General features: G+C 48.4%; 24 protein-coding genes. 16 read left to right on the top strand and 8 right to left on the bottom strand.

The annotated features are described in order from the left end of the window. Positions 1-33: 33 nt before the first annotated feature. The 5 genes from HMPREF0860_RS00185 to HMPREF0860_RS00165 form a co-directional block, all read right to left on the bottom strand. The gene (locus tag HMPREF0860_RS00185) at positions 34-642 is read right to left on the bottom strand and encodes an AAA family ATPase (RefSeq protein WP_021329268.1); all 609 of its coding nucleotides are present in this window, start codon (positions 640-642) and stop codon (positions 34-36) included. Next, positions 642-1,223, bottom strand: coding sequence for an SIS domain-containing protein (locus HMPREF0860_RS00180; protein WP_021329297.1), 582 nt, complete (start codon positions 1,221-1,223; stop codon positions 642-644). Before HMPREF0860_RS00180 ends, HMPREF0860_RS00185 begins: the two co-directional genes overlap by 1 nt. Positions 1,224-1,237: 14 nt before the next feature. Further along, on the bottom strand, positions 1,238-2,317 hold the full coding sequence (locus tag HMPREF0860_RS00175) for an ABC transporter ATP-binding protein (RefSeq protein WP_021329322.1): 1,080 nt from the start codon (positions 2,315-2,317) through the stop codon (positions 1,238-1,240). Between the two features lie 25 nt (positions 2,318-2,342). Continuing rightward, on the bottom strand, positions 2,343-4,019 hold the full coding sequence (locus HMPREF0860_RS00170; RefSeq protein ID WP_021329329.1) for an ABC transporter permease: 1,677 nt from the start codon (positions 4,017-4,019) through the stop codon (positions 2,343-2,345). A gap of 214 nt (positions 4,020-4,233) precedes the next feature. After that, entirely contained in the window at positions 4,234-5,256 is a 1,023-nt protein-coding gene (locus tag HMPREF0860_RS00165; protein ID WP_021329333.1) for an ABC transporter substrate-binding protein, read from the bottom strand. A gap of 144 nt (positions 5,257-5,400) precedes the next feature. On the opposite strand from HMPREF0860_RS00165, the gene rsmI reads away from it, so the two are divergent. The 4 genes from rsmI to HMPREF0860_RS00145 all read left to right on the top strand — a co-directional run bounded on the left by rsmI (position 5,401) and on the right by HMPREF0860_RS00145 (position 8,530). Beyond that, a complete protein-coding gene (gene rsmI / locus HMPREF0860_RS00160) occupies positions 5,401-6,108 on the top strand; it encodes a 16S rRNA (cytidine(1402)-2'-O)-methyltransferase (protein WP_038080342.1) in 708 nt (235 codons plus the stop codon). Positions 6,109-6,129: 21 nt separating this feature from the next. Beyond that, on the top strand, positions 6,130-6,417 hold the full coding sequence (locus HMPREF0860_RS00155; protein ID WP_021329260.1) for a flagellar biosynthesis anti-sigma factor FlgM: 288 nt from the start codon (positions 6,130-6,132) through the stop codon (positions 6,415-6,417). 106 nt (positions 6,418-6,523) lie between these two features. Beyond that, on the top strand, positions 6,524-7,672 hold the full coding sequence (locus tag HMPREF0860_RS00150) for an iron-containing alcohol dehydrogenase (protein ID WP_021329294.1): 1,149 nt from the start codon (positions 6,524-6,526) through the stop codon (positions 7,670-7,672). Between the two features lie 24 nt (positions 7,673-7,696). Next, the gene (locus tag HMPREF0860_RS00145) at positions 7,697-8,530 is read left to right on the top strand and encodes a TrmH family RNA methyltransferase (protein ID WP_021329303.1); all 834 of its coding nucleotides are present in this window, start codon (positions 7,697-7,699) and stop codon (positions 8,528-8,530) included. A 12-nt stretch (positions 8,531-8,542) separates the two neighbouring features. On the opposite strand, the gene HMPREF0860_RS00140 is transcribed toward HMPREF0860_RS00145, so the two are convergent. Then, on the bottom strand, positions 8,543-10,036 hold the full coding sequence (locus HMPREF0860_RS00140; RefSeq protein WP_021329269.1) for an HDOD domain-containing protein: 1,494 nt from the start codon (positions 10,034-10,036) through the stop codon (positions 8,543-8,545). A 169-nt stretch (positions 10,037-10,205) separates the two neighbouring features. Here HMPREF0860_RS00140 and HMPREF0860_RS00135 point away from each other — a divergent pair, with 169 nt between their 5' ends. Beyond that, a complete protein-coding gene (locus tag HMPREF0860_RS00135) occupies positions 10,206-11,657 on the top strand; it encodes an MBL fold metallo-hydrolase RNA specificity domain-containing protein (protein ID WP_021329270.1) in 1,452 nt (483 codons plus the stop codon). 24 nt (positions 11,658-11,681) lie between these two features. On the opposite strand, the gene HMPREF0860_RS00130 is transcribed toward HMPREF0860_RS00135, so the two are convergent. Together HMPREF0860_RS00130 and HMPREF0860_RS00125 are read right to left on the bottom strand one after the other, a co-directional pair. Next, positions 11,682-12,395: an IMP cyclohydrolase gene (locus HMPREF0860_RS00130; protein ID WP_021329343.1), complete on the bottom strand. Its 714-nt coding sequence runs from the start codon at positions 12,393-12,395 to the stop codon at positions 11,682-11,684. Between the two features lies 1 nt (position 12,396). After that, positions 12,397-13,791 (bottom strand): ATP-dependent 6-phosphofructokinase, encoded by a 1,395-nt coding sequence (locus tag HMPREF0860_RS00125; protein WP_021495388.1) that lies wholly within the window; start codon positions 13,789-13,791, stop codon positions 12,397-12,399. 127 nt (positions 13,792-13,918) lie between these two features. On the opposite strand from HMPREF0860_RS00125, the gene HMPREF0860_RS00120 reads away from it, so the two are divergent. From HMPREF0860_RS00120 to HMPREF0860_RS00070, 11 genes are all read left to right on the top strand, one after another. Continuing rightward, positions 13,919-14,524: a LemA family protein gene (locus HMPREF0860_RS00120; RefSeq protein ID WP_021329305.1), complete on the top strand. Its 606-nt coding sequence runs from the start codon at positions 13,919-13,921 to the stop codon at positions 14,522-14,524. 28 nt (positions 14,525-14,552) lie between these two features. Continuing rightward, entirely contained in the window at positions 14,553-15,257 is a 705-nt protein-coding gene (locus HMPREF0860_RS00115; RefSeq protein WP_021329298.1) for a TPM domain-containing protein, read from the top strand. Further along, positions 15,248-16,075, top strand: a complete 828-nt coding sequence (locus HMPREF0860_RS00110; protein WP_021329317.1) for a TPM domain-containing protein — start codon at positions 15,248-15,250, stop codon at positions 16,073-16,075. The genes HMPREF0860_RS00115 and HMPREF0860_RS00110 overlap by 10 nt, the downstream gene beginning before the upstream one ends. A 224-nt stretch (positions 16,076-16,299) precedes the next feature. Next, entirely contained in the window at positions 16,300-17,331 is a 1,032-nt protein-coding gene (locus HMPREF0860_RS00105; protein ID WP_021329292.1) for a LacI family DNA-binding transcriptional regulator, read from the top strand. A gap of 41 nt (positions 17,332-17,372) precedes the next feature. Continuing rightward, entirely contained in the window at positions 17,373-18,320 is a 948-nt protein-coding gene (locus HMPREF0860_RS00100) for a sugar ABC transporter substrate-binding protein (RefSeq protein WP_021329331.1), read from the top strand. A 55-nt stretch (positions 18,321-18,375) separates the two neighbouring features. Next, positions 18,376-19,845: a sugar ABC transporter ATP-binding protein gene (locus tag HMPREF0860_RS00095; RefSeq protein ID WP_038080337.1), complete on the top strand. Its 1,470-nt coding sequence runs from the start codon at positions 18,376-18,378 to the stop codon at positions 19,843-19,845. 18 nt (positions 19,846-19,863) lie between these two features. Next, on the top strand, positions 19,864-20,853 hold the full coding sequence (locus tag HMPREF0860_RS00090; protein WP_021329349.1) for an ABC transporter permease: 990 nt from the start codon (positions 19,864-19,866) through the stop codon (positions 20,851-20,853). An 18-nt stretch (positions 20,854-20,871) separates the two neighbouring features. Then, positions 20,872-21,681 (top strand): alpha/beta hydrolase, encoded by an 810-nt coding sequence (locus HMPREF0860_RS00085; RefSeq protein ID WP_021329338.1) that lies wholly within the window; start codon positions 20,872-20,874, stop codon positions 21,679-21,681. Position 21,682: 1 nt separating this feature from the next. After that, positions 21,683-22,501, top strand: coding sequence for an alpha/beta hydrolase (locus HMPREF0860_RS13065; RefSeq protein ID WP_021329274.1), 819 nt, complete (start codon positions 21,683-21,685; stop codon positions 22,499-22,501). A 346-nt stretch (positions 22,502-22,847) separates the two neighbouring features. Beyond that, a complete protein-coding gene (locus tag HMPREF0860_RS00075; protein ID WP_021329257.1) occupies positions 22,848-23,798 on the top strand; it encodes an ABC transporter ATP-binding protein in 951 nt (316 codons plus the stop codon). After that, positions 23,795-24,526, top strand: a complete 732-nt coding sequence (locus HMPREF0860_RS00070; RefSeq protein ID WP_021329311.1) for an ABC transporter permease subunit — start codon at positions 23,795-23,797, stop codon at positions 24,524-24,526. Before HMPREF0860_RS00075 ends, HMPREF0860_RS00070 begins: the two co-directional genes overlap by 4 nt. Positions 24,527-24,528 lie beyond the last annotated feature (2 nt).

Raw genomic sequence — 24,528 nt, 5'->3', positions numbered from 1 at the left:
TCCAAAACTGAAGTTTTCTGATGGCTCCGGCGCTTATGATTCCGCCGTCACCGCTTTTTCGATTTCGGCAAAAAACGAATTGCAGTCGACGGCGTCGTAATCGGTTACGTCGACGGTAAACGCGTCCCCGATTTCGATGCTGTAATTTTTCCGCTCGCAGCTTGCAACAAAACTTTCAAAATCGGGTTCGGGAATGACGTCTTCCGGTTTGGGAGGAACGCCTTTGTGGTACGCGCGTAAAAGGTGTCCCGGATTCCGCGGTTCATGTACGTCGCGGTGCACGGCGCGTTCGTACAGCGCGCGCCAGTCGCCCGTGAGGCGGATCGTCACAGCTTTGTATCCGAGCGATGAAACGATATCGCAAAGCTTTTGTTCGTGTATTTTATTAAACGGATATTCGATGAGGATATTCTTTTTCGCCCGCATCGTGTCTTCCAAAAGCGCATAAAACGCCGCGATCGACATATCGTTGATGCGCGACTTTTCTTCCATGTTGTCGAAACCGTATTCGTCGAAGTAGCGCTCTTTTATCGTGTCGTATGAGAGCACCGTGAGTGAAGGAAAATAATTTTTGACGCGCGCTGCAAAATGCGTTTTGCCGCATCCCGGCGGGCCGGTGACAATGAGGATAAAGGGCGCCATCAGCACTTGTCCGTGATGCCGAGCACGCGGTTTATGACGTTCATCAACAGATGATTGAGTATCATGTGCACGTCTTCGACGATCTGCATATTGGGCACGGCGACGTGAAAGACCGCGTCCGCCGTTTGTTTGAGTTTTCCGCCGTCGTAGCCGCAGATACCGAGCGTTTTGACGTGCAGCTCTTTTGCGTACTCGATCGCATATAAAACATTTTTGCTGTTGCCGCTGCCGCTGATGCCGACGACGAGGTCATTCGGTTTGAGTTTGTTTGTAAGCTGAAAGCGAAATACTTCGTCGTAGCCGATATCGTTTGCGATCGCCATGAGCGTCGCGATATTGTCGTTGAGACAGATCACGCGGAATTTTTTTTCGACATATTCTGAGATGCCCTTATTAAAATCGTTCGCCATGTGTGAAGCGGTGCTCGCGCTGCCGCCGTTGCCGAATACGTAAATCGTTCCTTCGGACTTATACGCTTCCATAAACAGATCGAGTACGCGCTCTATGTCGCCGACGCTCAAATCTTCGAGCGTCTTCTTTTCCAGTGCGATATAATCGGCGATGTATGTTGTCGTATCCATAATATCTCCCTCAATCAAATCGCATGAATGTCGGTCGTGTCGATCGATAGACAGGCTTTTTCGCCGGCATCTTTGATATTTTTATTTTTCGGATTGTTTTCGTGTACGATGAAATTCTGCCCCGCGAGGTTCAACTCGTACAGCTGATATTCTCCCATAAACATCGACACGGTGACCTCCGCTTCAAAGGTGCCGCTGTCGCGCACCGAACACGCTTCGGGCCGCACGATGAGCGTACAGGTGTCTCCCGGCGAATATCGCTTATGCGTCGGAATACGGTCGAGCCGCTTTCCGTAAAGAACGACGGAAACGGTTCCGTCTTCGGAGACGCTTTGTACCGTCGCGCGGAGGATATTCGCCGTTCCGATAAAATTTGCCGTAAATTCGCTGTTCGGGTGATAATAGATTTCGCGCGGATTACCCACCTGTTCGATTTTTCCGTTATTGAGAATCACGATCTTATCCGACATACTCATCGCTTCGGCTTGATCGTGGGTAACATAGATCGCCGTAATGCCGACGGTACGCTGAATCTTTCTGATTTCGGTGCGCATTTGAATACGGAGCTTTGCGTCGAGATTCGAAAGCGGTTCGTCGAAGAGCAGAACGTCGGGTTCCATGACAAGAGCGCGCGCGAGAGCGATACGCTGCTGCTGACCGCCGGAGAGCTCGTTCGTGTGCCTGTTTTCCAATCCGGTCAAGCCGATCATCTTTAAAATAGAGCCGACCTTTTGTGGGATGACATCGTTTGCGAGCCCCTTGATGCGCAATCCGTATGCGATGTTATCGTACACGTTGTAGTTCGGAAAGAGCGCGTAGGTTTGGAACACCATAGCGGTATTGCGTTTATTCGGCGGCAGATTTTTTATCGATTTGCCGTCGAGGAGGATGTCTCCGCCGCTCGGCTTATCGAAGCCCGCAATCATTCTGAGCGTCGTCGTTTTGCCGCAGCCCGACGGGCCGAGCAGAGTGACGAATTCACCCGGCTGTATCGTAAGGGAGATATCGTCGACGGCGACAAATTTTTTTCCGCCCGTTCCCCTGTCCGTGTATATTTTTGATAAATTTTGTAAAGTGACGCTTTTTGAACCCATCGTTTTTCCTCTTTCTGTTTAATCGTTACATATAATTTTTATCGACGCTTTGACCGAGCCGGCTCAATACGGCGTTCATGATTCCGACTGCGACGAAAACGATTGCCATGAGAATTACCGACAGTGCGGATGCGTAGCCGAACTGACCTTTATCGACGTGCTGCATGACGCGCACCGTAAGCAGATTGTAATTTGCGGAGACGAGGAAGATGACCGCGCTTATTGCCGTCATACTTTTGATAAAGCTGAATACGAGACCGGTAAAAAATGCCGGGCGGATGAGCGGCAGCGTAACGGACGTAAATACTTTTGCCGTACCGGCGCCGAGATTCGTCGCAGCCTCTTCGATGCTTCCGTCGATTTGCCGCAGGGAAGCCATGCCGGATCTCACGCCGACGGGAAGCCTCGTCATCACAAGGACGATGACGAGAATCCACAGCGTGTTGGTAAGGACGAAAGGTTTCGTGTTGAACGTGAGGATGTATCCGAGTCCGAAAACCGTACCGGGAACCGCCATACCGAACATGGAAACGTATTCCATAAAGCGTCTCCCGATAAAATTTTTGCGAACGACGAGATACGCGATGATCATCGAAAAGACGCCGCAGATCGGAGATGCGAGGATGGCGATGAGCAGCGTATCTTTTACCGGCTTCATGCTGTAGCGGAATACGTATTTGAAATTATCCGTGACCAAAGTAAAATCCGCTCCCCACGTTTTAAAAAACGCTCCGAACACGAGGAACACGTAGAACAGCAGCACCCAAAACGATATGAACAGGCAGATGATATTTGCAGGGATGACGATGCTTTTATCTTCGATCATTTCACGGACGCGGCTCGCTTTGCCGGTAAGCGTGACATAGCTCCGCTTATCGAGCAGAATTTTTTGAATGCAAAAGATGAGCAGGGTTACCGAAAATAAAACGACTGCGATCGTGGTTCCCGCCCGCATATCGTAGTTCGCTATCGCTTGAATATAGATTTGCGAAGCGAGCGTTTTGTATCCGCCGCCCAAAATCATCGGATTCGAAAAGTCGGTGACGGATTCGATAAACGAGAGCAAAAATACGTTTGCGAGACCCGATGCGAGCATCGGCAGCGTGATCGAAACGAAAACTTTTAAGCGGCCCGCACCCATGTTGCGAGCGGCTTCTTCAAGCGTGCCGTCGAAGTTTGCGAGCATACCGTCGAGTGTAAGAGCGGCGATCGGAAAAAACGTCATCGTCTGTACGACGACCAATCCTTTTAATCCGTAGATATCGAAATTCGAAATGTGCAGCAATGAATAAGTGATGAGACCGCGCCGTCCGAGCAGCGTGATTGCCGACAGCGCGAGAACAAAGGGCGGCGTGATGATAGGCATGATTTCGATAACGCTGAATAATTTTTTGAACGGGCTTTTGACCCATTGCTTTACGTATGCGAACATAAAGCCGACGACGGTAGAAAAAAAACCGACGATAAAACCGAGCTTGAGGGTGTTGGAAAGCGTCGTCAAAAATTGTTTATTGTGAAACAGCCGTACGTAAGATGAAAACGATATGCTGTTATTGTCATCCAAAAAACTTCCCCGCATGATGGAAATAAGCGGAAGCAGAATGAAAAAGAAGAGGACGACGATGACGAAGACGATACCGAAAAAGACAATCGGTTCCTGCAGTAAATTCTTTTTATCGGAAACGGCGGCGTTTTTTTCCATGAAAGCTCCGTAACAAAGGGAGGGCAGATCTGCGCCTCCCTTTTTATGCAGCGATAGAATGTCAGGGTTCAGCCGCGCGTAGTGCGGACGAAATTTTCGCCGAAAACGTATTCTTTATTCGTGCGGAGGGTTTTAATACCCTTGCGCTCTATTGATTGCGTGCGGCTCCGACATTCATCTTAATGTGAACTGAGTTTTTTAGAAAATGCAACCGTCAATTGCCGGTCAACTGAGCCCATTTTGCGGTATTGGCGGAGCGGGTTGCGCCTGCCCATGCCGTATCGTAGTTGATCGTCTTCGCCTTTGCGAGCGATTTCGTCGCTTCGGGATTGTGACCGTCCTTTGCCGTAAGGAATTGGAATGCGCCGTATTGCTGGTACATATCCTGGCATTCCGCGGTCAAAGCCCAATCGTAGAAAACGCGGGCGGCTTCCTGGTCGGGACCGTTTTTGATGACGGCGATGGCGCCCGTTTCATAGCCCGTACCTTCCGCCGGAACCGTAACGGTTAAAAGCTTTTGATAGCCGGAAAGCTGGTTTTTGATCGCATCGTGGGCGAAGCAGACGCCGACTGCGATTTCTCCGGAGATGACCGAAGCAATACATCCCGATCCGCGTTCCGTGTACTGCAAAACGTTTTTATTGAGGTCTGTCATATAGGCAAATCCGGTGTCGTTTCCCATAAGCTGCAGTACGGACGCTAAAATAACGTAGCCCGTCGAAGAAGCGGCAGGAGATGCCATCATGATTTCGCCTTTGAGTTTCGGGTTGAGCAATTCTTTCCACGTCGTCGGCGCTTTTATTCCGAGTTCAGCCAGACGGTTGTTATTGCTTACAAAACCGACATAGCCGATGTAAATGCCCGTCCAGTAATTGTCGGGATCTTTGTATTTTGCGTCGATCGATGCGGCATTCGGCGACGTGTACTGCGCGAGTAAACCCTGTTCTTTTGCCGTGATAAAAGAATCGCACGGACCTCCGAACCAGACGGATGCCGTCGCATTGTGCTGTTCCGCTTTTACGCGGGCAAGGATTTCTCCGCATCCGAGGACGACGCAGTCCGTTTTAATGCCGGTTTTTTCCTGAAATTTTTTGCAGATGGCCTGAGTTTCGTCGTCGTATACCGCGGAATAAATGGTAAGATGCTGCGCCTTTCCGGAAGCGGAATCATTTGATCCGAGCCCGAATACCGATGCGGTTAAAGCAACAAAAACGGCGGCGAACATTGTTTTTTTCATAATTTGAAATCCTCCTTGAAATAGAATATGTTTTTCAGTGTATCATCGCTTATTTTGTTTGTCAAATGTTCGCCGTTTTTTTTGCACGGTAATCGATTTTGTCTTCTTGCAAAATTGCGTTTGAAGGTTTATACTGATTCCATCGTGGCCTCGTTATATATCGTAGGAACGCCGATCGGCAATCTCGGCGACATCACGCTCCGCGCACTCGAAACGTTCAAAGCGGCGGATGTCATCGCATGCGAAGATACGCGGCACACGCTTGAGCTGCTCACGCATTTCGGCATACGCAAGCCGCTCGTGTCGTGCAGGGCGCAAAACGAAAAAAAGTCGGCCGAAAAAATCGTCGACTTGCTGAAAAGCGGCAAAAACGTCGCCTACGCGAGCGATGCGGGTACTCCGGGCATAAGCGATCCGGGAGCCCTCTTGGCGGGTATCGTACGGGATGCGGGCTTTGCCGTCGTACCCGTGCCCGGCCCTTCGGCGCTTACCGCGCTCGTAAGCGTCGCGGGAGCCGGCGGAAAAACCCTCGTCTTCGAAGGGTTTTTGTCACCTTCACCGGGGAAACGCCGACGCCGCCTGAAAGAGCTGCTCTCTTCGGGCGATGCCGTTATTTTGTACGAATCGCCGTACAGAATCCTCAAGTTGCTCGACGATTTAGCCGATATTGATAGTGAGCGCCGTATCGTGATCGGACGGGAGCTGACAAAACTGCACGAAGAGATTATCGGAGGAACGGCGCAGGCGTTGCGCGACGACTTTGCGTCCCGAGAGTCGATAAAAGGCGAATGTGCGGTTTTCGTTTCGGGTGTAAAAAAAATTAAACTTTCTGATAAATCTGCCGATAATTAATCGGTAGAGGGGCAGGACGGAATGATGATAGACAAAATCGGGGGAGTAAATCCTCTTAACAATGTACAGAACGCTCACCGGATAAACGAACAGGGAGCACCGAAAGTCGGCAACGATTCGATCAGCGTTTCCGACGAAGCGAAACGCATGGCGGCTTTGTACTACATGAACAAAGTTTCGGCTGAAACGCCGGATGTCCGCTCCGACCGCGTCGCAGCCGTAAAAGAAAAGATTAAAGATCCGTCTTATCTGAATAATGCCGTAATCGATTCCGCAGCGGATCGCATTATGACGAGCTTCGGACTTTGATTATCCGGCGCATACGCATTGGACGATAAAAAAATAATCGATGTAAAAAAGGCGGAAGTATCGTTCCGTCTTTTTTTATTTGTACCGGCCGTTATAATGGAGCAATATGGCTGATTTTATTTTCCGTATTTCACCGAATATCGTGTTGGGACCGTATACGCTGAGCCGCATCGGCCAATATGTGCGCGAATACGGTTCGCGTTTTCTCATCGTCATGGATCCGATTTTGAAAGAAGTGAATCTCGCCGATAAACTGCTCGAGCCGCTTTCCGAACGCAAAATCGACTACTTTGTTTTCAACGAATTCGGCGAAAACGCAGACACGAAGACAATCGAACGTGTACTCGCTCTCGCGCGCGACGGACACATCCACGGCATCATCGCCTCAGGCGGTTCGAAAGTGCTCGGTGTCGGCTGCGCGATCGCTTCGCTCTACAACGAAAACCACGACCTCTACGATTACGTCGACGGAGCCGTTCCGACGACGGGAGCATTGCCGCTCGTCTGCGTGCCGACGACGATCCGAGAACCCTTTATCTATGCATCCGTCACTCCGATCGTCGATTCGCGCTCACGTCAAATAAAACTGCTCAAAGCGCAGAACGGGTTGTGTAAGCTCGCCGTCATCGATCCGAATTTGACGCTGACGCTCACCGACAACCAAAATACGGCAATGGCGCTTGAAACGATGTGTCTCGCCCTTGAAGCATACCTTTCACAAAAGGCGACGTTTTTCAGCGATATGCTCGTCGAAAAATCGGTCGAGCTCATGGGCTACGCGATCGGCGGTTCTCCGACGCTCGAAATCACGACGCCGGAAGAGATCTTAAAATCGCAGGCCGGCTGCATGGCGTCTCTCGCCGCCGCCGCAAGCGCACCGGGTCTCGGCACACTCCTTTCGCTGTGTATCAATTCCCGTTTTGCCGTTTCGCGTTCGCTCATCGCATCGATTTTATTTCCAAGCATCATTGAAGACGCCGGCAAATTTAAAATCGAGCGCGTCGAAAAACTCGCACACATTTCCCGCATCGTTCCTTCCGACGTACACGGTGAAGAAGCGGCCGCCCGTTTTGCGGAGTACATCCGGCAGCTGTTCGCCAAAGCGAATCTTCCTTCGCGCTTAAAAGAATTGTCGATTTCGATCGAACAGCTCGCGCTCGCCGCCGAAGACGCGGGTCGGCTCGAACTCGTAAATACGCTGCCGCGCAGCATGACATCGGACGATCTGTTCGACTTCATCAAACTGGCGTACTGAGGCTCGCGCATTCGCAGCATCGCTATGATCGAGCCGGGAAAACTGTTTCAGCTTGAAGGCGGACAGCGCAGGCGGAAGCTCGCGCTTACGTTCGGAGCACTCGAACGCGACATCGCAGGCATCGCGGAAAAAGGTTCGTCATACGATTTTCCGTCCATGACAAGAGCGGCATACACGAAGCGTCTTGCGGAAATCGTGCTGCGCGATCCCGCTCTCCCCTCCCCTGCGGCGGCGGAACTTCGTTCGCTCATCGATGCCGAAGTCTTTGACGAGCGGCGCGTATGCAATTGCGCGCGCAACCATCTCCTTGCAATCATCGGAACTTTTCCTGCCGAATGGGATTTGGTCATAGCACCGCACGCTTTTCCGTTCGATAATAACGGCACCGTCAGGCAGCGCGGCTTTTACCCCGGTATGTGCATCTATGCGGAAGACATACGCTCGCCGTTCAATCTCGGTTCGATTTTCAGAAGCGCGGAAGCCTTCGGCGTCGATACGGTGTATCTGTCGCCGTTTTGCGCCGATCCCCGCCAAACGCGCGCGCTTCGAAGCGGTATGGGCTGCATCGAAACGCTCGGATGGGAACGAAAAGCGCTTGCCGATTTACCGCACGAACTTCCGATCTTCGCGCTCGAAACGGGCGGCACGCCGATTTTCGAATTCGCTTTCCCCAAGCGCGGCATCTGCCTCATCGGTTCGGAAGAACTCGGCCTCAGCCCCCAAGCCCTCGATTGCGCCGAGTACGGGCGCGTATCGATTCCGATGAAGGGACTCAAAGCATCGCTCAACGTCGGCGTCGCCTTCGGCGTGCTCCTCGCCTCATGGACGCAATCCGTCGCACAAGGCAGAGCGATTTAATTAATTATTAATTTATATTCGGTCGCGCTTAAATGCGATGTACAGTCTGTCGGCGATGGATTTCAGCTGCGCTTCCGACGTGATATTGAAAAGCGAGAGCACCGCGGGATCGATTTGATAAAAATCGATGTCTTCTTTTTGATAGTGCACGGTCGCATCCGCAAGGTATACGAGAGATACGAGCTTTCTGATATCCTTCGGCGCTTCTTCCGGTTCGTGGTGATAGCGGATGACGTTTGAAATTGTTTCCGGAAAATTCCACTTTTCCGCAACACGCGCACCGATTTCGCCGTGGTTTACGCCCGATATCAATTTTTCGAAGGTTTCTTTTGCGATGCCTTTACTGCTGCAAACCGTCATAACCCGTTCGAGCAAATCGGGATGCGCCGTTTCAAAGATGATCTTTCCCATATCGTGCAAAAGTCCGCAGATGTACGCGTCGTCGATGACAGCGCGTTCGTTCGCACAAAAATTGCGCGCCATATTGTACGAATAGAATGCAACTTGATACGCGTGCGCCCACAACCCTTTTTTGCTGCCCGGAACCCTTTCGAACGTTCTAATCGATCCGATACTGTACAGCAAGTTTCTGATACCGCGGATGCCGACGAGCTTTACCGCATCTGCTATATTCGCACACGGATTTGCAAGCGCAAAAGCCGCGGAGTTGACGAGTTTTAATAATTCACCGGTAAGCGTCGCATCGTTGCTGATCTGCATCGCTATGTCCGACATCTTCGAATCGGGATCGTTTAAAAGTCTGTTGAGCCGCACGATATTGTCGGGGAACTGCGGCAAATCGTTTATGGTTTTAATAAATTCCAGCGCGACGATCGAAAGTTCGCGCTTTGTCTTTTCGCTGACCGGCAATATGATGCGCGTGATCGTTTCGCCGTTTTCCGAAACCGTTTGAAAATTCTCTTCAGTTAAGCCGATCTTTTCTAGCATCAAAATCATAATGATGAGGCCGAGTCCCGCGCCTTCGGAATCGTCGAGAATCTGCGAAAGCGCTTCTTCCATCGATGCGTACTGCTGCGCCCGTGTGAGTTTGTCGTGAATGCGCTTGTATTCGAAAACAGTGAGCGGACAGTTGTTATGTACTTCGATTTTTATTTTATTTGCGCGGACTTGCAGGAAAAGCTTTACGTATAAACGCGCTTGTTTTTGCAGCTGCAGATAATGTTCGATATTGTTAAGCGTGTCGACTTTAAACGTCGTCATACCGGCTTTATAATCGCCCGGATCCATGATGTTGAGCTTTTTTTCCGCAAAATAGACGCGCTTTGTATTCGCCTTTTTCGCATTCGTCATAAGCTCGCTCAAACAATAACTCAAATATTGAATCATCTGCTGCTGATCCAACTCGGTCAAAAATGCACTGAGTATGTCGCCCATATACGTTTCCATCTCGCGCGGCAGCGTATATGTCGTGATCGAAAGCGGGATGCCCGAATGAATCGCCATTTTGATCTTTTCAAGATCGACTGCCATTTTTTGTACAGCCATGATATCTCCGAATTACCGATAGAAAATCGGTTTAAAATTGATTAACAAAGTATACCATATATTAAAAAAAAGGGAAATACTTTTATCGCATACTCTCATTGCGTGTCGTATTCGTTTACTTGAGCAATGCGGTAAATTGCAATAGTATACGTATGCAAGGAGTTGTACGATGGGGATCAAGCTGTATTCGCTCGGTGCGGCCGAAGAAGTAACCGGTTCGAAACACATATTTGAAATCGACGGGCGTACGTTTATGGTGGACTGCGGCGCGTTTCAAGGCAAGCGGAAAACGGCCGACGAAAAAAACCGCAATTTTACGATCGCAGCGGATAAAGTCGAAGCGGTGATTTTGACGCACGGACACCTCGACCACTGCGGACAGCTTCCCGTACTCGTGCGAAAGGGATTTACCGGCAATATCTATGCGACGCCGGCAACTCGCGACATAGCGAACATCGTCATGATGGACAGCGCGCGTATCCAGGCGAAAGACGCCGAATTTTTGAAGAAAAAAGCCGATAGGCGGGGCGAAAGATTTACGTGGCAGCCGCTTTTTTCGGAACGCGACTGCATCGCAACCGCGAATCAAATCGTCTCTCTTTCGTACAACCGAAAAATGTACATCGCGCCCGACGTCGAACTCGAATTTTTCGACGCGGGGCACATCCTCGGTTCGGCGTTTGCAAGCGTTACGATAAAAGGCTTGCACGGAAAAATCAACGCGCCGCATCCGGGACACGCGGGCGAAAACGAAACGCGCATTTTGTATACCGGCGATTTGGGAAGACGCAACCAGCCGATCATCCGCGATCCCGAAACGAAGGTGCCCGCGCCCGACTACATCTACATCGAAAGCACATACGGCAACCGCAAGCACGCCGAAAAAGAGTTCGCTATGCACGAACTCGAACGCGTCGTCAATGAAGCGGTTCGCCGCGGCGGAAAAATCATCATCCCCTCGTTTGCGATCGAACGCGCGCAGGAATTGGTGTTTTACCTGCACTTGCTCGTCGATGCAAAAAAAATACCGAACATCCCGATCTACGTCGATTCTCCGATGGCGACGAACGCAACGAGCGTGTTCAAAGTGCACCCCGAATGTTACGACGAAGAGACGAACGAAGCGTTTTTAAAACATCACAAAAATCCCTTCGGCTTCAGCTCGCTCAACTTTACGGCGAGCGTCGACGAATCCAAAGCGCTTAACAAAAAAGACGGTCCCATGATCATCATCAGCGCGGACGGTATGTGCGAAGCCGGGCGCGTACTCCATCACCTCGCAAACAATATCGGCGACGAACGCAATATCATTCTCGCGGTCGGTTATATGGCGGAAAACACGCTCGGACGCAGAATCCTCGACGGCGACAAAGAAGTGAAGATAATGAACGACTTTTATGAGGTGCGTGCGTCCGTCGAACAGATAGACGCGTTCAGCGCTCACGCCGATTATACGGAAATCACGGCGTGGCTCGACGCTGTCGACACGAGCCGCCTCAAACAGATCTTTATGGTGCACGGCGAAAAAGATGCTCAGGCGTTTTTCAAAGGCTACCTCGCCGAACACGGCTACCCGAATGTGACGATCGTAAAATACGGCGAAAGCTACGAAATCGAATAACGCGGATATGCCGGACTCGGCCGATTAAGCGTTTTTATTGACGATGCGCGTTTCGCATTCGCCGGTTTCTATTTTTATAAAACGTGTAAAGAGCGACACTTTATTGTTCTCATTGAGGCTTTCCCATATTCGATTCGTAAAGACGTCGATATCGCCGCGGATGACGACGGGTACCGGTTCTCCTTCAAAGCTCGGAAGCGGATTTCCGTTCCCGCGGTACGTGTGTATAAAGCGTCCGACGCCGTCCTGCGGATTGTCGTATGCGAATGTAAAGCGGCACGCACTTTCAGGATTTCCGTTGTCGCTTTTGAGGATCGAAAGCGCGTAGTCGCAGAATCCGTTTTCGACGTGCAACAGGCCGGAAATGCGCGGCGTGTAGTTCGGCTCGTCCGGTTCGAATGTGCGGGAGCGGAGCGCCTGTTCGAATGTCAGCCCATTTGACAAGCCTTCGTACAGCGTATCGGTTTGGTCTCCGTTCGTAACGATCGTATTTTGACCGAGCACGCGCACCGGAGCGTAAATTATTAAACTCGGATCTTCCATTTTAGAAGCGTCGAAAGCTTCGGTACGGATCCCCTCACCGTCGGAAACGAAAATGCGGTTCCTGCTGTTTTCGCTTCTGCCCATAATAAAATACGCGGCAACTGCGGCAGAGCCGTCTTCGGATTTTCCGAGTACGATGCCGCGGCCGGGATATTCGTTCTGTTTCAGCGTTTCGGAGAGGGAAAGAGGTTTCATGTTATTTTTCGCTCGGTTTTTTTCTGCTGTCGCAGGCGGCCTTTGCCGTGCGCTCGCGGGCGGATTCCATATTGTTTACCATGAGGATCGGCTGATCGGTCGCTTCGAGCGCATCGCGCCACAGCGCGCCTTCGGTGTCGACGACGTTGCGATGGCGCGTCACTTCGCTTATGGGAATGTGGACGAATTTATCGTGCACGAGACCGACGACCATCTTCGTTTTGCCGGCCATCGCCGCGTGGACGGCGTTGTTGCCGAGGCGCTCACAGTAGATGGAATCGTTCGCCGTCGTAACGGCCGCTCGGATTTGATAACCCGGATCGATGTATTTTAGATTGATATGAAAGTGCTTGTTTTTAAAATACTTCGTGATTTCGTCGCGAAGGTATACGCCGATATCCGCAAGTTTGATATTGCCTGAAGCATCCGTTTCGTTCGTCTTTGTGAGCAGTTCCTGTCCCGCACCTTCTGCAACGATAACGACGGCGTGGTGACGCTCTTTTAAGCGCTGTTCGAGGTACGAAAGGAATCCGTTCGGTCCGTCCATATCGAACGGAACTTCGGGTATGAGACAGAAATTCGCTTCGTGGCACGCGAGCGCCGTTTCGGCAGCGATAAATCCCGATTCCCGCCCCATGAGTTTTACCAAGCCGATGCCGTTGATCTGCGAATGCGCTTCCATGTGGATCGACGCGACGGCTTCCTTCGCCTGCTGCACCGCCGTTTCAAAACCGAACGACCGATCGATAAACAAAAGATCGTTGTCGACCGTTTTCGGAATACCGATGACGGCAACTTTCAATCCGCGCCGCTCTATTTCGTTTGCGATATCGAGTGCGCCGCGCTGCGTTCCGTCGCCGCCGATGATAAACATCATGCTGATGCCGAGCTTTTCGATACAGTCGACCACGTCCGAAACGCGGTCGCCGCCGCCTCTGCTCGTACCGAGTACGGAACCGCCGATTTTATGAATCTCGTCGACTTTGTCGGGTGTCAGCTCGATCGTTTCGAATCCCTGATCGGGAAAAAAACCTTTGAAGCCGTATTGAAAACCGAGTATGCGGCGCACGCCGTAACGGTAGTACAAACTGCGCACGATCGCTCTGATAACATCGTTGAGACCGGGGCAGAGTCCGCCGCACGTGCAGATGCCCGCCTTTACGTGATTCGGATCGAAATAGATATATTGACGAGGGCCTGCTTTTTGCATGAGGTTTGCCGATGTCTGATCGTCTTCTTCGCCGCCGTGAAATACGTTTACACTGTAACGCACAAACGAATCGTCTTTGACATAGTTTGCACGGAAATCTCCGATGACATTGGAAAGCTGGATCGGAGAAGAGATTTTACACTGTCCAAGCGTTTCAATCGTAAAATCATATTTTTCATCTGTCATATTTTACGCCTCTTATTGTTTTATATTATAGATAATAGCTTTTTTTTTCAATATGGCGTATAGATTTCTGCAGCGAAAAAGCGGTATAGTATAAACGCATATACATTATTTTTACAGAGGAATGATCATGGCAAAATTATCAAAGGGACTGACGGCGCTCATCGCAGCCGCGGCAATCGTTTTTTTGTTCGCATCGCGCGGGTGCGGCGTTTACAACAATATGGTGACGATGGACGAGAGCGTCACGAGCCGATGGGCGGAAGTGCAAAATCAATATCAGCGCAGGTATGATTTGATTCCGAATCTCGTTTCGACCGTCAAAGGATACGCGAGTCACGAAAGCGACGTACTCACGCAAGTTACGGAAGCGAGGTCGCGTGCAGGCGGTGTCGTCAATGTCGACGAATCGATTTTAACGAATCCGGAAGCCTTTGCGCGTTACCAGCAAATTCAAAGCAGTCTTTCCGGAAGCTTGCAGCGGCTTTTGGCCGTCGCGGAAAATTATCCCGAACTCAAAGCGAACACCAATTTTCTCGCACTGCAGGATCAGCTCGAAGGAACCGAAAACCGCATCGCCGTTGCGCGACAGCGTTATAACGAAGCCGCCCAAGAGTTCAACTCATATATCAGAAGGCTTCCGAATAATTTTATCGCGTCCTTCGGCAGATTTGCCGCAAAGCAATATTTCAGCGCAGACGGTGAAGCGCAGTCGGCTCCGAAAGTGCAGTTTTAAAAGCCGCCGCAGGCATAGTGAATGATATATGAAAACGCAGACCATGCTCAAAAAGCTGAAACTCTCGAACACCGAATTCGATAGAATCGCGGAAGCGGTTGCAAAAGCCGAATCGAAGACGACAGGTGAAATCAAAATCGTACTCGCTCCGGAAAGCGCGCACTATGCGTTTTGGGAACTGCTTGCCGCCGTATGCGCTTCAGCCGTCGTCTTTGCTTTTCTCTTGCCCTTTGCCGGAAAAATAACCGATACGTACGGTCTCTTTGCGTGGACGGAGCGGACGTGGATGCTGCCGGGCTTGTACGGTTTTGTGTGCTTTGTAAGCATAGCCGCGGCATTCAGACTTTTTAATATACCTGCGCTCGACCGCATCGTTGTGCCGAAAAGCGTTCGGATTGCAAGCGTTACGCGGCGTGCATTCCGACTCTTCGTCGAATGCGGCGTTTACGATACGGCCGAGCATTCGGGCATTTTGATTTTCATTTCGTATTTGGAACGACAAGTACGCATCGTCGCCGACTCGGGCATTTCAAAAAAAATATCGCACGACCTGTGGCGCATCATTTCGGATGAACTCGCGGCGGAGATAAAATCCGGAAATGCGGCAGACGCTTTTATCGGCGCGATCGAAAAATGCGGAGAACTCCTCGCCGAACACTTTCCCGCACATGAAGAAAATCCGAACGAACTCGCGGACGGCCTTATCGTACTGGAGGACGCGGAATGGTATTGAATCGAATTGAGGCCGGAACATTTCGGATTTCGAAAAGCGCGCCGTCATCTTCGTTGATAAAATTTTTCCGTGTGACGGCGCTGCTCTGTCCGCTTTTGCTGATCGCGGCTTTTCCGCTTTCGGCGCTCGACGTTCCCCCGCTCACCGAGCGCGTCGTCGACAATGCGAATCTCTTAAACGCTTCGGAAACGGAAGCGCTTACATCTCTCCTCGAATCGCTCGAAGAGGCGACAGGCGCGCAAATCGCGGTTTTGACCGTCGCAACGCTTGCAGGCGATTCGCTCGAATCGTTCGGCATCAGAGTCGCCGATACATGGAAACTCGGACAAAAAGACGAAGACAACGGCGCGATCCTCATCGTTGCGCTTGCCGAACGAAAAATACGCATCGAAGTCGGCTACGGTCTCGAAGACAAACTCACCGATATGAAATGCGGCCTTATCATACGGAACGTTATCGCGCCGCATTTTCAAAACGGCGACTACGGTGAAGGCATTACCGCAGGCGTAAAAAATATGGTCGGAATCGTTGCAGACGACGCCGACCTCGTTTCAAAGCGCGTCACAAACGAAGCCGTCCCCACAGACGTCATTCCCATCGTCGCGTTTATCGTCTTTTTTCTCATCAATGTGCTGTTCGCGATGATAAGCGCTCGTTACAACAGGCGATATCCTTCAAGCAGGATATACCGATCGGCATTCGGAAACGATTTTTTTTCGTCGAGTTCAGGCGGAGGCTTTTCAAGCGGCGGTTCTTCCGGAGGATTTTCAGGCGGGGGCGGCGGCTTCGGCGGAGGCGGCGCTTCCGGCGGCTGGTAAGCTTGTGCAAACGCTGCTAGGGGAATTCGGTAAGGCTGCATAGTCCGTTAGGATTCGCAATTTGCGCGCAGATCATCGTGACCGCCCACGAATTACAGACTTTAAAAAGCACTTACGCTGTCTTAGACAGTTGTCAAATTTTTACGAAAAAATTTGACAACTTGAAATTTAGGGTTTATACTTTACCCATTGAAACGTTTATATAAACGTTTCAATGGGGCTTTATGGCTACAATAAAAGATGTTGCAAAGCTCGCAGGAGTTTCGATAGCTACCGTTTCTCATGTTATCAACAACACTTGTTTTGTTTCCGAAACGACTGCACAAAAAGTACATACTGCGATAAAAGAACTCCGTTATGAACGCAATATTTTAGGCGTTGCCTTTAGGAAACAATCTTCAAATCTGATAGGCATAATAGCGCCTTTTTTACCGCAATTCGAATTTTCCAATTCGTTTTATATGTGGATTATGCTCGGCGGTGAACCTGTACTATCCAAAGCCAATTATTCTTTTTTGCTCGGCAACAGCGAAGAAAATGATGAAGTAACAAGCACCGTTATTCGGCAATTAAAAAAATTTCAAATTGAAGGAATGCTGCTTGCCTTGCCGGTTCTAAATCAAAAGCGAATAATTGCCGAATTAGCCGATATGCCGGTTGTTTTCATCGACCGTGAACCGTCTCTTTTGCCCGATGGTCAATATGACGTCGTGTTATCCGATTCGCGGGCGTCAATGTATAATGCCGTTACGGAACAGATACGGCGCGGAAAGAAAAAATTCGGCATTATTAATGGAAGTATTATCAACGACGATCCTTCTATGCTTTCAAACGTTAAACATCGTTACGACGGTTTTATGCAAGCGCTTAGAGATAATAAGATACCGTACGATATGACATATTCCGTTACGGTGCTCCCTTCCGATGATTTGGGATACAGCGCTGCAAAACAACTGTTTTTAAAACACTCCGATATCGATTCTCTCTTTATTACAATGAACAGTCTCGGAAGCGGCGCACTCAAATATATACTTGAATCGGGCAGAAGGGTTCCTGAAGACGTGAACATTACCGTTTTTGACGACACATTATGGAACAAAGTCATTACGCCTTCTTTAACAACCATTACGCAAAACCCGAAGCTGATAGGGGAAATTGCCGGCGAAGTCCTGCTCGACAAACTTCGAAATCCGAAGCATATACCGCAAAAACATTACGTACCGAATGAGCTTATTATACGGAATTCATGGAACTAATCGTTTTGTTCCATTGAAATATATTTATCAGGAGGACTGAGATGAAAAAAAGATTCACACTCATGGGAATGATTCTGTTTATGCTTGCGGCTCAAATCTTTTCGATGGGAGACAAGGATGCGAATCCGTCTTCACAAAGAAAACGGATCTTCGGTTTTACTTGTATGGATCAAACCAACCCGTTTCAAATTACAATGAAAAATGCAATCGAATCGGTCGTTAAAAGCCGAGGAGACACGCTCATTGCAATTGACGGAATGAATGATCAAACAAAACAAAACAACGCTATCGAAGATATGATTACGAGAGGTATCACTTTGTTGTTCTTAAATCCCGTTGACAAGAACGGCGTAAAACCCGCACTTGAATCGTGTAAAAGAGCCGGAGTAAAAGTTGTAGTTGTCGACTCAGGTGTTGCCGATCCCCAATTTACGGAGAGCTTTATTTCTTCCAATAATTATCAGGCAGGCAAAATATGCGGTGAAGAAATGAAAAAAGTTTTGCGCAAAAATGCTAAAATCGCACTGATCGATAATCCTCTTGCAGAATCCGTTGTAAACAGAATGAAGGGGCTGGAAGACGCTCTTGCCGGTTCAGGAATAACGATTGTTGAACAAGCGCATTATTCCAGCATGAATGCCGTTCTCTCTACATTCGAAGACTTTCTTCAAGCGCATCCCGATTTAGACGCCTTTTGGGGATTAAATGACGATTTCGGACTCATTGCACAAGGTGTCGTAGAAAGTGCGGGAATGCAAAAACAAATGAAAGTGTTCAGCGTTGACGGCTCTCCGTCTGCAAAAAAATCGATACAGCAAAAGAAATTATATTCAACGGCTGCTCAATCTCCCGCTACCATAGGAAAAAAAGCCGCCGAAGTTGCCTATGATGTTCTTGCCGGCAAAAAAGTCGAAAAGACATATTCAATCGACACGGTTGCAATCAACCAGCAAAATATTGCCGGTTTTGATGTAAACAACTGGCAATAAACCCTAAAATAAACGAGGAGATACCGAATTGCAAACGGCAAAGAAGCTTTTACAGATGAATCATATTCATAAAAGATTTCCCGGTGTATATGCTTTAAATGACGTATCTTTTGATTTGTATGCCGGCGAAGTTCATGCTCTATTGGGAGAAAACGGCGCCGGTAAATCAACGCTGATTAAGATTCTCGGCGGAATATACCGGAAAGATGAAGGCTCCATTGCAATTGCAGGTATCTCCTCGAACATCGATTCCGTTTCCGATGCAAGAAAAAATGGCATAAGTATTATACATCAAGAACTTGTCCTTGTCCCGCAGTTAACCGTATATGAAAATATTTTTTTAGGCCGCGAGATTCATAAGAAAACCGGATTTTCGGATCCGCAAGCTATGATAGAAAAATGCAATGAAGCATTACACTCTTTCGGTATAGATTTGCCAGTAACGGAACGGGTTTGCAATTTAACGATAGCCCAGCAGCAGCTTGTAGAAATTGCAAAAGCCGTTTCATTTTCGGCGCGTATAATCGTTATGGATGAACCGACATCCTCATTGACAAGTACCGATGTTAAAAAATTATTCGCGACGATACGGACATTAAAAGAAAAAGGCATCGGTATCATCTATATTTCACACAGAATGAGCGAACTGTACGAAATTGCGGACAGAGTAACCGTTATGCGCGACGGCCGATATATTGCGACAAAAAAAATATCGGAAACAAAAAACGATGAGCTCATATCGCTCATGGTGGGCCGCAGTTTAGGTAATTTTTATTCACGCAGTCATACAGCCCGATCAAAAGAACCTATACTACATGTTGAAAATCTTACGACAAAAAAAGTAAAAAACATAAGTTTTGATCTTTACAAAGGAGAAGTTTTAGGCTTCGGCGGACTTGTCGGCTGCGGTCGTACGGAAACGATGCTCGCTCTTTTCGGTATAGATAAAAAAATATCGGCGAGCATCGAACTGGAAGGTGTAAAACTTCCGAAAAGGTACAATCCGTTCGACCTGATAAAAAAAGGCTTTGCTTTGGTACCCGAAAACAGAAGAGATGAAGGTCTATTTCCGGTAATGTCGGTTGAGTATAACATGACATTGAAAGTTCTAAAAAAGTTCATATCGGGAATTTCATATAACAAAGAAAAGGAAGATGCCATATACGAAGATTTTGTAAAGGAATTGTCCATAAAAGTTGCACATAGAGATACAAAAATCAGCGCGCTTTCGGGCGGGAATCAGCAAAAAGTTATAATCGCATCGTGGCTTGCCGCCGTTCCGAAAGTTTTAATTTTGGATGAACCTACGAGAGGCATCGACGTCGGTGCAAAAAGCGAAATCTATCAGATAATGAATGAACTTACCGACCAGGGCGTATCCATAATCATGATAAGTTCGGATATGCCCGAATTAATCAATATGAGCGACCGCGTTATCGTAATGTGTGACGGGAAAATTACGGGAACTCTCGAACAAAACGAGATTTCACAAGAAAACATAATGCATTATGCCATACGATATTAATTATCAAGGAGCCACAGCATGAAAGGGAATGAAAGCAAAAAATCTTTTTTTTCTCGATGTAAAATTTTAATTATAAACTATATACATCGAAACGGAGGTATTTTAATAGGACTTGGCGTATTATGTGTCATTGTCAGTATTATCAATCCTATCTTTTTAACTCAAAGAAATATCCTCAATGTATTGCGGCAGATCTCTTCAAACTTTTTTTTAGCCACCGGCATGACGCTGATAATGATATCCGGCGGAATCGATTTAAGTGTCGGCTCCGTGATTGCGGTTATCGGTGTTGTAGGCGGCAATTTTGCAAATTCATCGATCCCCTTAGCTATCGGCATTATAGCAACTTTACTGCTCGGCATGTGCTTCGGCGCCGTAAACGGTTTTATAATCTCGCGGACAACGCTATCGCCCTTTATCGTAACGCTTGCAATGATGAGTATACTTCGGGGCGCCGCATATATCGTAACAAAAGGAACGACTGTCCGCATAGATAATCCCGCATATAATAATTTGGGAGCAGGCTATCTTTGGGAAATTCCTTTACCTATATTGTATATGATTGCCGTATTTATCATTGCGTATGTTTTGCTCAACAGAACAAGTATCGGACGGCACATATATGCCGTCGGCGGAAATCCGCGGGCTGCCGTTTATTCCGGCATAAAAATACAAAGAATAAAAATGCTTGTTTTTACCTTCAGCGGTTTAATGGCCGCCATGGCCGGTATCGTATTGTCCGCGCGTTCTTACAGCGGTAACCCGATAGCAGGCAGCGGAGCGGAGATGGATGCGATTGCCGCATGCGCATTAGGCGGAGTAAGTATGGCCGGCGGAATCGGGTCGATCGGCGGAATGTTTTTGGGCACCCTGATCATCGGTGTTTTGAATAACGGCCTAAACCTTTTGGGCGTCGACAGTTTTTGGCAAACATCGTTAAAAGGCGTTATTATTTTGGGTGCCGTCTACATAGATTATTTAAAAAGTTTGAAAAAAGCGGCAGAATAAATTTTTAAAAGGAATATTATGGCTCTGTTTACTGTAAAATATTTTTCACCGACACTGTGTTTCGGAACCGACCTGAATGTCATTATACCGACACCGGATGCCGATGAATTATTGAACGAAAAGGATTCAACGTATTTTTTCTCAGGAGTACGCTTTCCCGTCGTATATCTGCTTCACGGCGCTTTCGGCGATTACAGCGATTGGTGCCGGTTTACGAGCGTTGAACGATATGCTCAAAAGTATAAAGTCGCTGTAGCAATGCCTTCCGCAGATAACAGTTTTTATCAAAATATGTACTGCGGTTCGAATTATTTTACCTATGTTTCCGAAGAAGTACCTGCATACGTTGAACGATTATTCCCCGTATCGACCGAACGGGAACAAACCTGTATAGCCGGTCTTTCAATGGGAGGTTACGGCGCTTTGCATATCGGGCTTGCAAAGCCGCAAAAATACGGTGCTATTATTTCCCTTTCAGGCGCAATCGATATTGTCAACGAAATAAAACGACAAAAAAATTTGCCCTTTTGCTGGACAAATATATTCAAAGATCCCGCGCACATTGAAAATACGGATGCCGATATATTTTATCAACTTCACATGCTGCAACAAAACAAAAAAAGCATACCGAAGATCTTTCAAAGCTGCGGAATGCAGGATTTTTTATACGACATGAACAAAGCAGGATATGCACGCATAAAAGCTATGGGCATCGATATAACTTATGAAGAAAGGAACGGTATTCACGATTGGGAATATTGGGATGCCGGATTGGAACGGGCTTTGCAGTGGTTATCGTCTAAAACGGCCGTTTCTAAAGGAATATAAAATGGCACATATCGAATGTAATTTTTATTCTTCGGCATTGAAGAAAAATACGCGTTGTATAGTTTTTATACCGCTTACTTCTCCCGACGATTATTTAAATGACGTTTCAAAGAATTATTTTGAAAACGATACGGTTTTCCAAACCCTATATCTTTTGCACGGCAGTTACGGCTATGGAGACGACTATCCCCTGTTTTCCAATATTGAACGCTATGCTCAGGAAAAATGTCTTGCCGTTATTATGCCTTCCGTTGAAAACAGCGCATATATCGACTTGCCGGGCTCTTCCGCATTTGCGACCTATTGCGGAAAAGAACTTCCCGAATTTTTGCGTACGATATTTCCGCTATCAAAGGCGCGAAAAGATACTTTTGTTGCAGGCCTTTCGATGGGCGGCTACGGCGCTTTGTACCTTTCATTTAAAAATCCGCATCAATACTCGTGTTGCGCCGTTATGTCGGGTTTAGCCGATTTTTCCGCTATAAACCGTATGGATATGAATTATTCAAAGAAAATGCCGGAAAACTATAAGCGGCTCTTGTTTGAACGCGGATTAAAAGAAAATCAATTCAATTTATATCGAATGTTGGAGCAATACAAAGATACTATCGCCGATTTACCGCAGTTTTATTTTACGGGCGGACAAGACGATCCTATCTGCAAAGCGATACCCGATTTTGCCCAAAAACTCAGCGAAAAAGGATGTTCCGTTAAGAACTGTACACCGCAGGGTAAGCATGATTGGAACTACTGGGAGACGCATATTCAAGATGTTCTTAATTGGCTGCCCGTAGAGGGGCGATGTGTATACCGGCAATAGTTTTTGCCGTCTATGATTTTATTCCTCTATTGTTTTTATCGGTATAGAGCGATTATCGGCGCCTTTTTAATCCGAATCTTTTTATTTATTACCGTTTAATCGGTATCTTCAATGATACAAAATACCTCATAAAAAATACGGTTCCGTACCTTCCTGTGCGGCACTTCCGCGTTTTCCCGTAACCTGCGCTTGTCATAATTTTTTTTAATGGATATAGTACAAACTGTTTTTAAAATACGCCGACGCGCTTTCTGCGAAATACGCGTACGACTGATTTTTTTTCGGATGCCAAAACTTTGCTTGAAGCTTCGCTGCAAGTACCTGCAAAAGTTTTTATGGAGGATATATGATAGAAGTTTCGCACTTGTCCCGAAATTACGGGACATTCCGTGCGGTAAACGATGTGAGCTTTTCGATCCCGACGGGGCAAATCGTCGGTCTGCTCGGCCCGAACGGCGCGGGCAAAACGACGACGATGCGCATGATCACCGGTTTTTTAAAACCGTCCGGAGGTACGATTTCGATCGACGGTACGAACATCGAAGATGCAAGCGTCGCATCGAAACGAAAGATCGGCTACATGCCCGAAGCCGCGCCTCTCTACGGCGATATGATAGTCGAAGATTACCTGCGCTATATCGCGGACATGCAGGGCGAAAATGCCGATGAAAAAATCCCCCGTCTGTGCGAAGAGTGCGGCCTCAAAGAAGTGATGGATAAAAATATCTCCGAGCTTTCGCGCGGCTACAGGCAGCGTGTCGGGCTCGCGCACGCGCTCATGCACGATCCTGAAATATTGATTTTGGACGAACCGACGAGCGGACTCGATCCGAATCAAATCGGCGAAGTGCGAAACTTGATCCGCGAAATCGGAAAGACGCGCACGGTTATCGTTTCGACGCACATCCTCGGCGAAGTGGAAACGCTGTGCAGCCGCGTCATCATCATCGCAAACGGCAAGCTCGTCGCCGACAGTCCGACCGATGAACTGCGCGAACGATACGGCCATAAAGCCGCTCTCAAACTGACCGCAGGCGGATGTTCAAAAGACGATATCGCAGCCGAACTCAAATCGATTGCGGGAGTCGAAAACGTTTCGGCGGTAAGCGGAGAAGCCTTAATCGGAGATGCGGATGCGTTTTCTCTCCTCGTTTCGATTTCAGGAACGGCTGAAGTCCGGCCGGCTCTTTTCAAAGCGATCGCAGCGAAGGGCGGCTGGTTATACGAACTTGCAATGCAGCGGAACAGTCTTGAAGACGTGTTTCACGAACTCACTACAGCGGAGGCGCAAAAATGAGCGACACGCTTAACAAAAAACATTCTCCCGCCGCCGTCATCATGAAGCGGGAACTCGCCGCGTATTTTACGAGTCCCGTCGCATACATCGTCACGGCACTCTTTCTCATCATCGCGGGTATCACCTTTTTCGTCTTTTTCTTTTTTCAAGATCGGGCGGAGCTGCGGAATTATTTTTCGCTCCTTCCGATTTTGCTTTCGTTTTTTATTCCGGCGCTGACGATGCGGTTGTTCGCCGAAGAAAAGCGAAGCGGCTCGATCGAAACGCTCATGACGCTTCCCGTCACCGAAAGCTCCGTCGCTGCAGGCAAATGGCTTGCAGCCTTTTTAAGCGCTGCCGTCATGGTCGCTCCGACAATGCTGTACGTCATTCCGCTTTTCATATTCGGCTCTCCCGATATGGGGCCTGTCGTCGGAGGCTTTTTGGGCGCTTTCTTTTTGTGCGCCGCCTTTTCGGCGATCGGAGTATTCGCGTCGTCGGTGACAAAAAATCAAATCATCGCGTTTTTCTCAGCCTTTATCATCTGCATTTCGCTAACGCTGATCGATTCGTTTTTGATTTTCCTGCCGGCAGAAATCGTCGCCGCACTGTCGTACATTTCCGCATCGTCGCATTTTTCATCGATCGCACGAGGCATCATCGACACGCGCGACCTCTTGTACTTCGCTTCGCTCACCGTATTTTTCTTTTATCTCACGGTGATCGTTCAGCAAAATGAAAGGAAGTAAAA

The organism is Treponema socranskii subsp. socranskii VPI DR56BR1116 = ATCC 35536, assembly GCF_000468115.1.
GTDB lineage: Bacteria > Spirochaetota > Spirochaetia > Treponematales > Treponemataceae > Treponema_D > Treponema_D socranskii.
Note: the sequence above shows the minus strand (reverse complement) of the source record. Positions and strands in the feature narration are given on the sequence as shown.

Coding starts and splice junctions, on each gene's coding strand:
- HMPREF0860_RS00185 (WP_021329268.1), bottom strand. CDS start 642: ATGGCGCCCTTTATCCTCATTGTCACCGGCCCGCCGGGATGCGGCAAA.
- HMPREF0860_RS00180 (WP_021329297.1), bottom strand. CDS start 1,223: ATGGATACGACAACATACATCGCCGATTATATCGCACTGGAAAAGAAG.
- HMPREF0860_RS00175 (WP_021329322.1), bottom strand. CDS start 2,317: ATGGGTTCAAAAAGCGTCACTTTACAAAATTTATCAAAAATATACACG.
- HMPREF0860_RS00170 (WP_021329329.1), bottom strand. CDS start 4,019: ATGGAAAAAAACGCCGCCGTTTCCGATAAAAAGAATTTACTGCAGGAA.
- HMPREF0860_RS00165 (WP_021329333.1), bottom strand. CDS start 5,256: ATGAAAAAAACAATGTTCGCCGCCGTTTTTGTTGCTTTAACCGCATCG.
- HMPREF0860_RS00155 (WP_021329260.1), top strand. CDS start 6,130: ATGATGATAGACAAAATCGGGGGAGTAAATCCTCTTAACAATGTACAG.
- HMPREF0860_RS00150 (WP_021329294.1), top strand. CDS start 6,524: ATGGCTGATTTTATTTTCCGTATTTCACCGAATATCGTGTTGGGACCG.
- HMPREF0860_RS00145 (WP_021329303.1), top strand. CDS start 7,697: ATGATCGAGCCGGGAAAACTGTTTCAGCTTGAAGGCGGACAGCGCAGG.
- HMPREF0860_RS00140 (WP_021329269.1), bottom strand. CDS start 10,036: ATGGCTGTACAAAAAATGGCAGTCGATCTTGAAAAGATCAAAATGGCG.
- HMPREF0860_RS00135 (WP_021329270.1), top strand. CDS start 10,206: ATGGGGATCAAGCTGTATTCGCTCGGTGCGGCCGAAGAAGTAACCGGT.
- HMPREF0860_RS00130 (WP_021329343.1), bottom strand. CDS start 12,395: ATGAAACCTCTTTCCCTCTCCGAAACGCTGAAACAGAACGAATATCCC.
- HMPREF0860_RS00125 (WP_021495388.1), bottom strand. CDS start 13,791: ATGACAGATGAAAAATATGATTTTACGATTGAAACGCTTGGACAGTGT.
- HMPREF0860_RS00120 (WP_021329305.1), top strand. CDS start 13,919: ATGGCAAAATTATCAAAGGGACTGACGGCGCTCATCGCAGCCGCGGCA.
- HMPREF0860_RS00115 (WP_021329298.1), top strand. CDS start 14,553: ATGAAAACGCAGACCATGCTCAAAAAGCTGAAACTCTCGAACACCGAA.
- HMPREF0860_RS00110 (WP_021329317.1), top strand. CDS start 15,248: ATGGTATTGAATCGAATTGAGGCCGGAACATTTCGGATTTCGAAAAGC.
- HMPREF0860_RS00105 (WP_021329292.1), top strand. CDS start 16,300: ATGGCTACAATAAAAGATGTTGCAAAGCTCGCAGGAGTTTCGATAGCT.
- HMPREF0860_RS00100 (WP_021329331.1), top strand. CDS start 17,373: ATGAAAAAAAGATTCACACTCATGGGAATGATTCTGTTTATGCTTGCG.
- HMPREF0860_RS00095 (WP_038080337.1), top strand. CDS start 18,376: ATGAATCATATTCATAAAAGATTTCCCGGTGTATATGCTTTAAATGAC.
- HMPREF0860_RS00090 (WP_021329349.1), top strand. CDS start 19,864: ATGAAAGGGAATGAAAGCAAAAAATCTTTTTTTTCTCGATGTAAAATT.
- HMPREF0860_RS00085 (WP_021329338.1), top strand. CDS start 20,872: ATGGCTCTGTTTACTGTAAAATATTTTTCACCGACACTGTGTTTCGGA.
- HMPREF0860_RS13065 (WP_021329274.1), top strand. CDS start 21,683: ATGGCACATATCGAATGTAATTTTTATTCTTCGGCATTGAAGAAAAAT.
- HMPREF0860_RS00075 (WP_021329257.1), top strand. CDS start 22,848: ATGATAGAAGTTTCGCACTTGTCCCGAAATTACGGGACATTCCGTGCG.
- HMPREF0860_RS00070 (WP_021329311.1), top strand. CDS start 23,795: ATGAGCGACACGCTTAACAAAAAACATTCTCCCGCCGCCGTCATCATG.